This is a genomic window from Lutibacter litoralis (genome assembly GCF_014646675.1).
Classification (GTDB): Bacteria; Bacteroidota; Bacteroidia; order Flavobacteriales; family Flavobacteriaceae; genus Lutibacter; species Lutibacter litoralis.
In genome coordinates this window covers 234416-248561 of the sequence record NZ_BMNS01000006.1, presented here as the reverse complement: position 1 = coordinate 248561, position 14146 = coordinate 234416, and the positions used below count along the sequence as shown (strand labels likewise).

Annotated in this window: 12 protein-coding genes; all 12 read left to right on the top strand. The window is 28.1% G+C overall.

All coding sequences use genetic code 11. The features are described 5' to 3' along the window. Positions 1-2 precede the first annotated feature (2 nt). The 12 genes from IEW75_RS11260 to IEW75_RS11205 all read left to right on the top strand — a co-directional run bounded on the left by IEW75_RS11260 (position 3) and on the right by IEW75_RS11205 (position 14057). On the top strand, positions 3-3350 hold the full coding sequence (locus IEW75_RS11260) for a helicase-related protein (RefSeq protein ID WP_134246530.1): 3348 nt from the start codon (positions 3-5) through the stop codon (positions 3348-3350). A 29-nt stretch (positions 3351-3379) separates the two neighbouring features. Then, the gene (locus IEW75_RS11255; RefSeq protein WP_134246529.1) at positions 3380-4015 is read left to right on the top strand and encodes a hypothetical protein; all 636 of its coding nucleotides are present in this window, start codon (positions 3380-3382) and stop codon (positions 4013-4015) included. 5 nt (positions 4016-4020) lie between these two features. Continuing rightward, on the top strand, positions 4021-4485 hold the full coding sequence (locus IEW75_RS11250) for a hypothetical protein (RefSeq protein WP_134246528.1): 465 nt from the start codon (positions 4021-4023) through the stop codon (positions 4483-4485). Between the two features lie 39 nt (positions 4486-4524). Beyond that, entirely contained in the window at positions 4525-6591 is a 2067-nt protein-coding gene (locus IEW75_RS11245; RefSeq protein WP_134246527.1) for a Piwi domain-containing protein, read from the top strand. A 91-nt stretch (positions 6592-6682) separates the two neighbouring features. Then, positions 6683-7552 (top strand): helix-turn-helix domain-containing protein, encoded by an 870-nt coding sequence (locus IEW75_RS11240; protein ID WP_134246526.1) that lies wholly within the window; start codon positions 6683-6685, stop codon positions 7550-7552. Between the two features lie 66 nt (positions 7553-7618). After that, positions 7619-8935, top strand: coding sequence for a TolC family protein (locus IEW75_RS11235; protein ID WP_134246525.1), 1317 nt, complete (start codon positions 7619-7621; stop codon positions 8933-8935). A 20-nt stretch (positions 8936-8955) separates the two neighbouring features. Continuing rightward, entirely contained in the window at positions 8956-10023 is a 1068-nt protein-coding gene (locus tag IEW75_RS11230; protein WP_134246524.1) for an HlyD family secretion protein, read from the top strand. 2 nt (positions 10024-10025) lie between these two features. Continuing rightward, positions 10026-11627 carry an MFS transporter gene (locus tag IEW75_RS11225; RefSeq protein WP_134246523.1) on the top strand — a complete coding sequence of 534 codons (1602 nt, stop codon included), beginning with the start codon at positions 10026-10028 and terminating at the stop codon, positions 11625-11627. A gap of 75 nt (positions 11628-11702) precedes the next feature. Beyond that, positions 11703-11849, top strand: a complete 147-nt coding sequence (locus IEW75_RS11220) for a hypothetical protein (RefSeq protein WP_158283748.1) — start codon at positions 11703-11705, stop codon at positions 11847-11849. Positions 11850-11862: 13 nt separating this feature from the next. Further along, positions 11863-12246: a hypothetical protein gene (locus IEW75_RS11215; protein WP_134246522.1), complete on the top strand. Its 384-nt coding sequence runs from the start codon at positions 11863-11865 to the stop codon at positions 12244-12246. Between the two features lie 36 nt (positions 12247-12282). Then, positions 12283-12735: a Pycsar system effector family protein gene (locus tag IEW75_RS16065; protein WP_505744135.1), complete on the top strand. Its 453-nt coding sequence runs from the start codon at positions 12283-12285 to the stop codon at positions 12733-12735. 449 nt (positions 12736-13184) lie between these two features. Beyond that, positions 13185-14057, top strand: a complete 873-nt coding sequence (locus IEW75_RS11205; protein WP_134246520.1) for an AraC family transcriptional regulator — start codon at positions 13185-13187, stop codon at positions 14055-14057. The last annotated feature ends 89 nt before the right edge of the window (positions 14058-14146 follow it).

Here is a 14146-nt window from a genome sequence, read left to right as displayed (position 1 = left end):
ATATGGCAAATAATTTTATAGCAAATAAAAGTCCACAAAAAACATTAAGTGGTCGATTAAACAACATTATAAAATTCAGTACAGAGTTAAGATGGCTGGTAGGTTTCTTTTATTTCTCAGGTTGGAAAGAGGTGTGCCAAAACCTTAAAAATAATCCAGAGATAAAAATAAAGCTATTAGTGGGCTTACAAGTGGGTAACCATTTACAAAACATTTTTGAGCACGATGTTCAGGAACTAGATTTAAGTAGCGACGAATATTTTAATGATTTTATGTCCTCAATGGGTTTTGCAGTCAATAACGAGCAGCAAGACACCAAAGAATTTTATGAGCAAGTACATTTTTTCTTGGATATGATTCGTCAAGAACGTTTAATCATTAAAAAAACAAGAGAACCCAACCACGCCAAATTGTATTTGTTCGAGATGAACGAAGAAGAACGTTCTAAACACAATTTTGATGGGTATTTAATTACAGGTAGCAGTAACTTAACACGCAACGGTTTACAAGGTCAACAAGAGTTTAATGTTGAGATTAAAGATTATGGGTACGAAGAAGCTGTAGCTTATTTTGAAGAACTATGGGAATTGGCAATCCCTATTACCGATATAGACCAACGCAAACAACATTTAATAGATTTTATCATACACCGCTCTCAAGCAGCATTAGTCCAACCTTTTGATGCCTATGCATTAGTATTAAAAACGTATTTAGACCTTCAAAAACAGAAAAAGTTAAAACCACAAGTAGAACGTTTGCTAGAAGATAGTGGCTTTAATAAATTCTCTTACCAAATAGATGCCGTAAACCAAGCATTAGGTATTATTGAGGAGAACAACGGTGTAGTTATTGCAGATGTGGTAGGGCTTGGTAAATCAGTAATCGCCTCTTTAATTGCGCGTAATCTAGATACAAAAGGTATTATTTTATGTCCACCAGGTTTAATTGGTGATTATAGCGATAAAACAGGTTGGTGGGGTTATGTTAGAAATTTCAACTTAAACGGATGGCACGTGTACAGTCGTGGTCAAGTAGAAAATCTAGCAGAAGATTTAGACGATTCTGATATTGATACAGTTATTATTGATGAAGCACATAATTTTAGAAATCAAGATACCGCTGCATACGAAGCACTCGCTCAAATTTGTAGAGGGAAACAAGTTATTCTATTAACTGCAACACCATTTAACAACTCCCCAGCTGATATTTTTGCATTACTAAAACTCTTTATTGTACCAGGGTTATCAACAATTACATTGGAGAATAATTTAGAGGGTTTATTTAGAAGTTATAGTTATAGATTTAGCAAATTATCTGATATTTTAAAAAATTACAATGCTAACAATCCAGATAAACGTGATAAAGCAGAAAAATTATATGTTAAGCTATTAGATGAAGAATTACCTGTAAACCCTCAAATTGTACGTCAAGCATCAGCTAAATTGGCAAATACTATTAAAGAGGTAATTTCACCAGTAGTCATTAGAAGAAATCGTTTAGATTTAGAAAATGATCATCAATATAGTGCTGAAATTGGAGAGCTACCTAAGGTAGCACCACCAGTAGAACTGTTTTATTATTTAACGCAATCACAATCCGAATTTTATGACCGTATTGTTAGAGATTACTTTGCCGAAGATGGGTTGTTTACAGGAGCAATATACCAACCTTCAAGCTACGAAACCATTGCAGATGAAAGCGGTTTAGATATGGAAGGCAATAGAACCTTTCAACAACAACGTAACTTATTCGATTTTATGCGTAGGTTATTGGTAAAACGTTTTGAAAGTTCGTTTGGTGCGTTTCAAAAAACCATAGAACGCTTTATTCAAGTTCACGAAGTAGTGTTGCAATTTATTGAAAACACAGGTGGTAAATATATTTTAGATAGAAATCTAATAGAAAAAATCTATGAATATGATGAAGATGAAATTTTAGATATACTCTATAAATTTGAAAATGATTTACTGAAGAAAAAAACACCAAAAAATACCACCGTTTATAAAATTAAAGACTTCCAAAAAGCCGATGAATTTTTAGAAGATATTAATAAAGATTTAGACCTTTTCAAAAAAATAAGGAGAGAAGTCGAAGAAGAAAAATTGGTGGCTAACGACCCTAAAAGAGAAACCATTTATCAAAAAGTTTCAGAGATTTTAGAAAATGAGCCTAATCGAAAAGTAATATTATTTACTGAGTATGTAGATACGGTATTGCACCTTGAACCTTATTTTAGAGAAAAGTTTGGCAATAAGTTAATTATCTGTGATGGTAAAGTTTCAAAAGCTTTAGCGAAAGATTTAGAGCGAAACTTTAACGCGCAATACGAAGGTACAAAATACGATAATTTTCAAGTATTAATTACTAGTGATAAATTATCAGAAGGGTTTAACTTAAATAGAGCTGGAGTCATAATTAATTATGATATTCCTTGGAATCCAACACGTGTTATTCAGCGTGTAGGTCGTATTAACCGTATTGGTAAAAAAGTATTTGATAAACTGTATATTTTTAACTTTTTTCCATCAGAAACAGGGGCTGATTTTGTTAAGTCTAGAGAGATTGCACAACAAAAAATGTTTATGATTCATAATGCATTGGGTGAAGATTCTCGTATTTTCCATCCAGATGAAGAACCTACAGCAAGTGGTTTATATAAAAAAATGAATGATAACCCTGAAGATGATGAAGAGTTAAACATTATTACGCATATCAGAAATAAATACAATCAAATAGAAGAAGAGCATCCAGATGTTATTGAACGTATATTAAAATTACCAAATCGGGTTAAAACGGCTAAAAAGTTCAAAGATGCCAATGTAAATGTACTACGTAAAAAAGGATTAAGTTTATTTGCTCAACAAGCTGAAATAGAAGAAAATCCAAAGGTAGAAAGTTTAACTTTTGAAAATTTTTTACAATTTATAGAATGTGCACACCGTACAAAACGAGTACCTATGTCAGAAGATTTTTGGCCTATTTACGAAAAAATAAAAGACCATAAAGAAAGAGTACGTTCTAATACTTCAGATTTATCAATTGAAAAGAAAGCACACGACAATTTAAAAGTAGCTTTAAAAATAATTGATGCTTCAGAAGAAGAAAATATAAACTTTATTAAAACCATAATAAAGGATATTAAGCATTATTATACAATGCCTAAATACACCCTAAGACGTTTAGCACTTGATGTATTATCAGCAAGTTCAGCAAAAGCAAAATGGAAACAATTCTTTGAAGAGTTAGACTACATCAAAGATCGTTATGGTTTAGATTACCTAGATAAGGTATTAGAAAAAGTAAAAGACAAAAAAGATGAGGTAATTATTGCTATTGAAAATAGAAGCTAAATGTAAATAATAAATTAACAAAAATTACTATGACAAAACTTGAACAACTTTACAATTCTATCGAAAACCTAAAAGAATTAGGTGTACAACTACCCGATAAACTGATTGAAGAAACAAATCGTGTAGAAGAAGAAATTATTCAAAAAGAAGTAATTCCTGCACTTTCAAAAGCCATAGACCCAATTATTTCTCAAATACAAAGAGAGTTAGTATTGGTTATAGATTATATTCCAAATGAGCCATTACAAGTTAAAATGACTCGTAAACGTAGTTTTAAAATAACACCTGAAGAGGAAGATAAAGTCCTAGCAAAAAGAGAATCGTTTAAAAAAGAAACTGGCTATACTGTAAGTCCTCATACAAAATCTAAAAAGACAAACTTGACAGTTCAATTTCCAAATGGTAAAATTATAAGCAATCGTTTCGCTTATCAAACATTGTGTGATGTAATTGAAATAGCAGGTGCTCAAAATGTAGAAAAATTAGGAATAATTCAAAGTGGTGCTCCGTTGGTTTCAAAACAGGAAGACGATTTTTATCAGCAACACACTATAAAAGGCGGTTATTTAGTAATCACACACTCATCTACACTGGCAAAAAAACAGCACATAGAAGATATTTCTAAACGTTTAAATTTAAACCTAAAAGTAAAGATTGAAAAATAGTTGCTATGCAAAATAAATTTACAAATTGGATAAAATGGGAAGATAGAAACAACCTTAATGGTATTAATTATCCTGGTATTTATTGTATTGCTGTTTCAGATAAATTACTTACAGAATTTAACTTTATCCCAGAATTAGAATATGTTGGTATGACCAATTCTAAAGGTGGTTTAAAAAGTCGTTTAAATCAATTTGATACAACAATTAAAAAGAAGAGAACCAATCACGGTGGTGCAGATAGATTTTTATACAAGTATCAAAACTATGATGCAATAAAAGACAGTATCTATGTTGCAATACAGTCTTTTAAATGTAATACTAAAAACCCTTTACCCCAAGATTTAAGAATTATGGGTGAAATAACAAAATGCGAATACGATTGTTGGGCAATGTATATTGAAAATAACGGTAGATTCCCAAAATTCAACGATAAAAATAACGCTCTAAAATTTAGTAAAATTAGAACATAAAATAAGACATTAACTTTAACAAAAATCCATTTCACCGCTATGAACCAAGATTTATATTTTAACGTACTTAACTTTAACTACCCTAAACAAGCTATAACTTTATACATTGCTTTAGAAGAAATTGGAGAGTGTTTCTCTATTTACAAAACAAAATTTCCAGAAGATATTGGAAAGTCTTTTCCAAACACAGATTTCAATAAATTAGATGAAATTTATACAACATTTGATGTTCCAGCCGAAGGTTATAAACCACATCAAGTTATTTTTGACAAATTCAATAATCGTTTATACAAACAATATCTTAAATTCAAATTAAAAAAACACTTTTTGGCAAAAGGTTTTATCTGCAAGAGAAATTTTGTTAAAGATACGCAAGTATGGTTACCTGCAATTAATACAGATAAAATCCCTTACAATCTCAATTATAAATTCTCATTAAAAATTCAATTTAATAAAGTTAGTCATTATCCAGAATTAGTAATTAGTTACGATGGAAGTACTAAAATTCTAAAAAAATCAATAGAAGAAATTACAAGAACTGACTTAATAAAAACAGCCATTCACCAACAAACTGTATTTAATTACAATATGTCTACTGAAAAAGATTGGGAAAAAGAACTTTGGAATAAATTAGAATGGGAAAACTCCTACCCTATCCTAAACAGAGAATTAGCCAATGAATATCAAATTGAAATACCATTAGACAAACCAGATAATAAATACAAAACGTATATGAAATTGGTAAACGGTTTCACTAAAAATGAAATATTCAACGATGATTTTAGAAGTATAATTGACATTCGCTCTAAAAATTGGGTAAAAGTACCTGAATACCGTTTAGACAATGTAAATCCTGAAATAAATCTATTACAATACCGCAATGGTACAGGCAGAATGCCTCAAATTGAAATGGTTCGTAATAAATGTTTTGAACGCCCTAAAAAATACCAAGTATTTTATATTTTTCAAGAAGATCATAAAGATTTTGTTGGAGAATTACACACCCAATTTCAAAAGGGCACAGGTAAATTCTATCCTGGTATGGGTAAGTTTTTAGATACACCTTTTCATTCAGAAAGTAAAAATGCCATTATATTTAAAAATCCCAATGAAATATTAACAACACTAAAGCAACGTTTAGAAGAAATTGTTTTCGATGAAAAAATAACGTACGCTGCAATTTATATCAGTCCATTTTCAAAGAATGATAAAGATATAAACAACCGTAAAATCTATTACAAAGCAAAGGAGTTATTACTAAAAAACAATATAGTTTCTCAAGTAATTGATTACGAAAAAATGGTAGGTAATTTTGAAGATTACACCCAACAATTTACATTAAGTAATATTTCATTAGCCTTATTAGCAAAGCTACAAGGCATACCTTGGAAACTAAAAACACCTGATAAAAAAGAATTAATAATTGGTATAGGTGCTTTTAAAAATACAGATGAAGACATTAATTATGTTGGTAGTGCTTTTAGCTTTCAAAATAATGGAACATTCAACAGTTTTGAATATTTCAAAGATTATGAAACAATAGATTTAGCAGGTAGTATAACCAAAGCAATAAGAACATTTTATGCAATATCTCATTCAGATAAAGTGGTGATACATTTTTATAAAACAATGGGTTATGAAGATTTACAACCCATTTTAGCAGCAATGAAAAGTTTAAATTTAGAAGTACCATTATATATTTTAAACATTAACAAAACAGATTCAGAAGATTTAATTGCACTTGATAATAATTGGTATAATAAATTAATGCCAAAATCAGGAACATTTATTAGAGTTGGATACAACCAATATTTACTATTCAATAACAGTCGTCATACCAATATGCAAAAATATAATGATAGAGACGGGTATCCATTTCCAATTAAAATAGAAATTTCAAGTCCAACAGAAGGAGCTTTAGATGATAATACCATAATAAAAGGATTAATTGAACAAGTATATCAATTCAGTCGTTTATATTGGAAATCTTTAAAACAACAAAACGTACCTATAACTATAAAATATCCTGAAATGGTTGCACAAATAGCACCAAATTTTGATGGGAATATCCCCGAAGATGCTAAGGATAAATTATGGTTTTTATAAAAGAATGTATAAATTAGTATAATTACACATTAAAAAAAGAGTATTTTTATTTTAGAAATCAATTATTCTGTTTAATACATTAAAAATAAAAATGTCTAACATTTTCAAAGAACAAATAAAAATTATAACTGAAAAAAACCTAAAACAAGAAATTGGTTTTAGTAAAACATACCTTTCTTCTAAAACAGCTATATTTATTGTAAAAAAAGGATACTTTTCGTTTATAAATTCATTTAAAAAAATCACATTAATAGAGAACAATATTTATTTATCTTTTCCTCGTAACGTTTTTCAACTTATTAATGTAAGTCCTGATCTTGAAATTAATATTGTTGCGTTAGATGTAGATTTAGTTGATAATTTTTCACTAGATTTTAATAGATTAGATGCGTATCAATTTTTTATTTCTAATTATTTAAATCACTTTAATATATCAAAACCATCACTAATCGAGTTGGATGGATTAGTAAATTTACTTCAATTAAATGTATACAAAAAAAGCAATAGTACTTTTAAAAAAGCCATTGTTTTAAACCTTATTTCCGTTTTAATTTACACAGTACTTGATGCTATAAATGCTCAAATTAATATTGACAATAGAAGTAAAACAAATAGAAAACAAGAATTAGTTTTAGAGTTTTTAAAATTACTCTCTATTCATTTTAAAAATGAACGTAACCTCTCATTTTATGCAAAAAATCTTAAAGTTACAATACGCCATTTATCTGCAACTATAAAAAATGTAACAAAAAAAACAGCAAATCAAGTTATACATCAACAAATAATCTCCGAATCAAAGTTTTTATTAGCTTCTACAAATAAAAAAATTACTGAAATAACAGCAGAACTTAATTTTAATGACCAATATTATTTTAGTAATTTCTTTAAAAAAAACACCGGGTTAAGTCCTTCCCAATTTAGAACTCAAAATAAAAAAGAATACATTTACACATCTATTTAGTAATATTTGCTATTTTTTAGTACTCCTAATAGCTGTAATTTTGCACATTCTTATAAATACGTAATAATGTATAAAATAAAATATTTTCTTGGCTTACTATTTATTCTTATTTATAGTATAGGATTTTCTCAAGAAATCTACTCACAAAAGTTTAGTATAGACGAGATTGTTAAATTGGCTATAGAAAACAATCAAAAACTAAAAGTCTCTAAAAAATCTGTTGATATCGCTCAGCAACAAACTGAAATTTATAAACAAAATCAATTACCCAATGTGTCATTTAATGCTACAGCAATGTATCTTGGTGATGTGGAGATTTTAGATAAAGATTTTTCAAAACAAACTACGGTAGATATGCCTCACTTTGGCAATACCTTTTCTTTACAAGCTCAACAGTTAATCTATAAAGGCAACGCCATAAACAACAGTATAAAAGTTGGATCTTTACAAGAACAATTAGCAAATTTGAATGTTGATAATGATGCCATTGTTATTAAATTTTTAGTAATTTCAAACTACTTGGATTTGTACAAGTTATATAACCAAAAACAAGTTTTTTTAGAAAACATAAAATTAGCACAAAAACGAATTGAAAATGTTAATAGTTTTTACAAGCAAGGAATGGTAACTCGTAATGAGGTTGTTCGTGGAGATTTACTTTTAGCCTCACTAAATCAGGCAGTTGTAACTATAAATAATAACATTACTATTTTAAATTACCAATTAACAACAGCATTAGGATTACCTAACAATATAGAAATTATTCCTGAAGATGAAACGCTAAAGTTAGATACTTCTTTACAAGACTTTAATACTTATCAAGACCTCCTTTTAAACAAGCATCCATTAATAAAATCAGTTCAGTTGCAAGAGAAACTAGCAGAAACAGGTTTAATCATTACAAAATCAGAAAAATTACCTGTTGTAGCAGGTTTTGCAGGTTATAACATGCAACGCCCATTAACCAATTCTATACCTATAATAGATATGTATAGCAACAGTTGGCAAGTTGGAGTATCATTAAACTACAATATAGAATCGCTGTACAAAACATCTAAAAAAGAGGCTTTAGATAAACTTAAAATAGAACAAGTACAAGAACTAAAAACATTAACAGAACAAAATTTACAGATAGCTATTAAAGCAGCATATTTAAAATACAATGAAGCAATTTCGCAAAAGGTTACTTATTTTGAAAGCAAACGATTAGCAAATGAAAACTATAAAATTATTGAAAATAAGTACTTAAATCAGTTAGCTTTAATAACCGATATGTTAGATGCCAGCAATGCTAAATTAGAAGCTGAACTTCAATATGTTAATTCAGAAATTAATAGTATCTACGCTTACTATAATTTATTAAAAACAACTGGAGAACTATAAACCTTATAAAAGAAATATAAATGTCAAATAATAAAACTCAAACAGAAAAAAAATCAACCAAAAATAAGAGATTTGTTTTTTATACAAATCTATTGGTTTTTATAGTTGCAATTACAGCGCTGATGCTTGTTGTAAAGTACTATTTTCATATAGGGGATAAAAATTTTACGAATGATGCCCAAGTAGAAGCCTATATAAACCCAATTAATACAAGAGTATCAGCTTATATTAAAGAAATAAAATTTGAAGAAAATCAAAAAGTGAAAAAAGGCGATACGCTTGTTATTTTAGACGATAGTGAGATAAAGGCTAAAGTTACACAAGCAGAAGCAGCCTATTTAAATGCATTAGCTGGAGAACAAACAACACTATCTTCTGTAAATACCATTTCAAATAATACACATATAATTGAAGCAAATATAGCAGGAGCAGAATCTAACTTATGGAATGCCGAGCAAAACCTAAAACGTTTTGAAAATTTATTGAAAGAGGAGGCAGTAACCCAACAACAATACGATGGTGTTAAAACACAATATGATGCTGCAAATGCACAGTACAAATCCTTATTGGGGCAACGAAAATCTGTTGATTATTCACTTAAAGAAATGGCTGGTAGAATTGAAATGAGTAAAGCAGGTATAAAACAAGCCCAAGCAGCTTTAGAATTAGCAAAATTAAATTTATCATATACTATAATTACTGCACCTTATGATGGATTTATGGGTAGAAGAATTGTAAACGAAGGACAGCTGTTAAATCCTAGCCAACAAGTAGCAAGTATTATAACGAGTGATAAAAAATGGGTTATAGCAAATTTTAGAGAAACTCAAATGGAAAGCATAAATATTGGTACTGCTATAAATGTTAAAGTAGATGCTTTAGGCGGAAAAAAGTACATGGGAAAAGTTACTTCAATTTCTGCGGCAACTGGTTCTAGACTTTCTTCTATTCCTGTTGACAATTCTACAGGTAATTTTGTAAAAGTACAGCAACGCATTCCTGTTCGAATTGATTTTACAGAAGAAAACGCTATAGAAGATTTAAAACTACTTAGAGTAGGAATGAATGTTGATATTACTTTAAAATAACAATGTATAACAAAGGACTTTTTAAAGATTGGGTTCCTAAACCTGTAATGTTATTGCTTATTATTTTGTATCTATTTCCTATTTTGGTAGTTAGTGGTATTTATACAGCAAATTTTAGTGAAATGATGAGTGATTTAGGAATATATTCTGAATATTTATCATGGGCAAACTATGCTTCATTTATTGGTATGGGAGCGGCACTACCCCTTTTATTACGCTTTAAAATGCGCTTTAGAAGTAAAGAATTAATGATTACTAGTTTGTTGTTAATTGCCTTATTTTCTATGGTTATTGCTACAACTGTAAATCCTTATGTTATTATATTTTCAAATTTTGTAATTGGATATTTTAAAATTATAGCACTTATAGAACTTATTCTTCCTATTATGTTTATTATAAGTCCAGATGGGGATAGAACAAAATTTTATGCTGTATTTTACCCTTTAAGTATTTCAATAGCTCAATTAAGTTCTTACTTGTTTGCAAAAATTGCGTACAATTTAGAGTGGCAATCAGTGTATGTAATAATGGTAATTATACTACTAATATTAGTGTTAATATCAGTTATCTTTATGCACAACTTAAGGTTTTCTAGAAAACTACCTTTATATCATATAGATTGGCTCAGTATTTTACTTTATATAATTTCTTTTTTATTACTTAGTTATGTATTAGTATTTGCAAAACAACAAGGTTGGTACACTTCACCTAATATACAATGGTCTTCAGTTGGATTTATAATATTTTTCACATTATTTTTAATCAGACAAAATGGTTTAAAAAGACCTTTTGTTCCCTTAAGTGTTTTTAAAAGCAAAAACTTTATTCAAGGACTGACGTTATTAATGGGCTTAGGTATGTTTTTAGCATCTGCAGCTGTTCAAAACACATTTACAGTTGGTATTTTAGGCTATAACTCAATTACAAATAACTTGTTAAATTATACGATGATTCCAGGTATTATTTTAGGAGGGTTCTATGCTTTTTATTGGTACAAAAAAAATTATCCTACAAAATTTTTAATTATTTCAGGTATTCTGTTTTATACATTGCATTTTGTTAGTATGTATTTTTTAATAAGTCCACAAATTGAAATCTCAGATTTAATATTCCCTCAAATATTGCGCGGATTAGGTATGACTATTTTATTTATTAGTATATGGTACTATGCCTTGGATGGTTTTGATATGAATGAAACTTTGGCTGCAGTAGCATTAACAATTGTTGTACGCTCAGTAGTAAGCGTTGCTTTTGCTGGCGCAATATATTCTTGGATATATTACAAATTACAATTACAAGGCTTTGAAAATATTGCACATCATTTAGATGCTATAACCTTATCTCCAAAAGGTGGTGGTCTTGCCGTTTATGGTAGAGCAAAATTACAAGCTATTTTAACTGCTACAAAAGTCTTATATGGTTATTCTATTATAGCTGGAGTAATTTTTATGATTTACGCTTTAGCTTTACGTTTTGAAAAAACCCATTATCGAAGATTAATTTTAATTCGTAAACTATTAAAAGGAGAATCTGTAAAAGGATATAACTTAAGAAGAAGAAAAAATACAGTTGAATCAATTGCTGCAGGTGTTGGTGCAGTTTAATTCCACTCGTTGATCACTAAATATAATATGGTGAAGAATTAGAAAACTATAGTAATGAATAATAAATGAAATTTTATGAACTCTATTAGCAATATTATAGAATATACAATAGGTTTATTAAATGATACTTCTAAAACTAATGTTTATACCAACATCAATCGTTTTTATAGAATAGATAAGAATGTCATAAATCATAAAAAACAACAACCTTATAATTATTGATATTAACTTATTAATGCTTGCTAATTGTGCTTTTTCATTAGAACATGCTAATAGTGAAGCAAAAACATTAGATTTTAGTCATAATGAAAAGGTGCTAAACAAAATAATAGTACTTTTTCAACAAAAAGGATTAGAACCTCAAACAGCCTCTAAAGTAAAAGAAATTGTTATTCAGGCATATCCTTATCAGAAATATCTTCATTTAGAATCAAAAATATTAGCCGATGCAAATATTATGGATTTTGCTGGGAGTCAAGGTAGAGGTCGATTAAAAATTCTGTATGAACAAATGCTTTTAAAAGGTTTCGAACTATCAAAAACTAATTGGTTCGATACGCTAATACTAATTATAGAAAGTTATAAAATATCTTCAGAATATGTCATAAACATAGTTTAGCACAAAAAAGAAAAACTTAAAAAAGAAAGAAAAGAAATTGAGAATAAAAAAAATCTGATCCTACAAAAAGAACTTAAAATAAGTGATGTCGAAATCAAAAATTTAAAAAAGAAATTAATTAAAACAAAAGATAGAGACGATAGAGGAATACAAACACTCTTTAGAAATACTTCACGTAATCATTATACATTAAATAGAATAGTTGATGGTAAAGCACAAATAATGATTACAGTAAACTCTATTATTCTATCTTTAATTATTGGAAGTGTAATAGGTAAAGATTTTTCCCATTTTGAAAATTATATTTCAGCTCTATTATTTGCAATTGCTAATTTAATATCCATAACATTTGCTATTATAGCAATTACTCCAAATAGAACTCAAGGAAATTTTACTGAAGAAGAAATAAGAAGTAAAAATGGAAACTTACTGTTCTTTGGAAATTTTCGCAATATGCACTACAGTGATTTTGAGTGGGCTTTTTTGTAAATGCTTAATGATAAAAACTATTTATTTACATTTATGATTAGAGATTTCTATTACCAAGCTCTAACGTTACATAAAAAATACATTTATATTAGAATTTCTTTATATGTTTTTTTAATAGAGTTATACTTAATCAATTTTTAGCTATATTTGAAAACAGGATTAAACTTTAAATAATTTAACCCTGAAATTTTGAACTTACACAGATTTTAGGATAGTGTCATTTTAATAGGCTATTGCAATATCAATTTATATAATCAAGCTAGTTTTAGTTATTGATTATAAAGTAATTATATATAAAATATTCAAATAAAATAATTTAAGTGTCTTGTTACTATTTTATTATGCGTTTTTAGCCAGAAAACACACACTGTCCTATTAAAGAATGGTAGAATTAATATATTTTGCAGTATATTGTAAAGTGATAATACGTCCAAATTAAATTTAAAAGTATGATTAAAGATTTTCATAGAGAAATTACACCTCTTGCTCCTGAAGATAGTTTTCAAGTTTTTGACCGTATTAAGGATGATTTTGATTTCCCTATTCATTTTCACCCAGAATATGAATTAAATTTTATTGCCAATGGTCAAGGTGTGCGTCGCATAATAGGTGATAGTATAGAAGAAATATCAGAATTAGAACTTGTGTTGGTGGGTCCAAATATAGAACACTGTTGGGAATTACATAACTGTAAAAATAAAAAGATTCATGAAATTACTATTCAATTTCATAATGATTTATTTGATAGTAAAATGCTTTCTCGAAGGATATTTAAACCTATAAAAGACATGTTCGATAGATCAAATTATGGAATTGTTTTTTCTAAGAAAATAACTCTTGAAATGAAGGATAGAATTAAGGCACTTTCAAAAATTGATAGCATTGATTATTTAATGGAACTTATTTCAATTTTACAAGATTTGGCAAATTCTAGAAATCAAAGAATGCTTTCCACCTACTCTTCACAAAACAAAAATTTTGAAAACAGTGATAAAATTAAAATAGTATATGATTTTATTCAAGAGAATTTTCATCGTAAAATTTTACTTTCTGAAGTGTCAGAAATTGTAAATATGAGTAGTGTTTCATTTAATAGGTTTATAAAAAAACGTACTGGAAAAACTTTTGTAGATTACATAAATGGAACTAGAATAAGCTATGCAACAAGATGGTTAATTGAAACAGATTTAAGTATAAGTGAAATTTGTTTTAAATGTGGTTTTAACAATATAGCTAATTTTAATCGTGTTTTTAAAAAATCCAAAAATTCAACTCCAAGTGAATACCGTGAAAAATTTGAAGGAATAAAACGAGTTCTATAAATTTAGATCAGTAGCGGATTATTTTTTTATTTTATTAGAAATAGTATCATTTTTTGATGAATTTGATGAAGTATATTAATATGGTATTT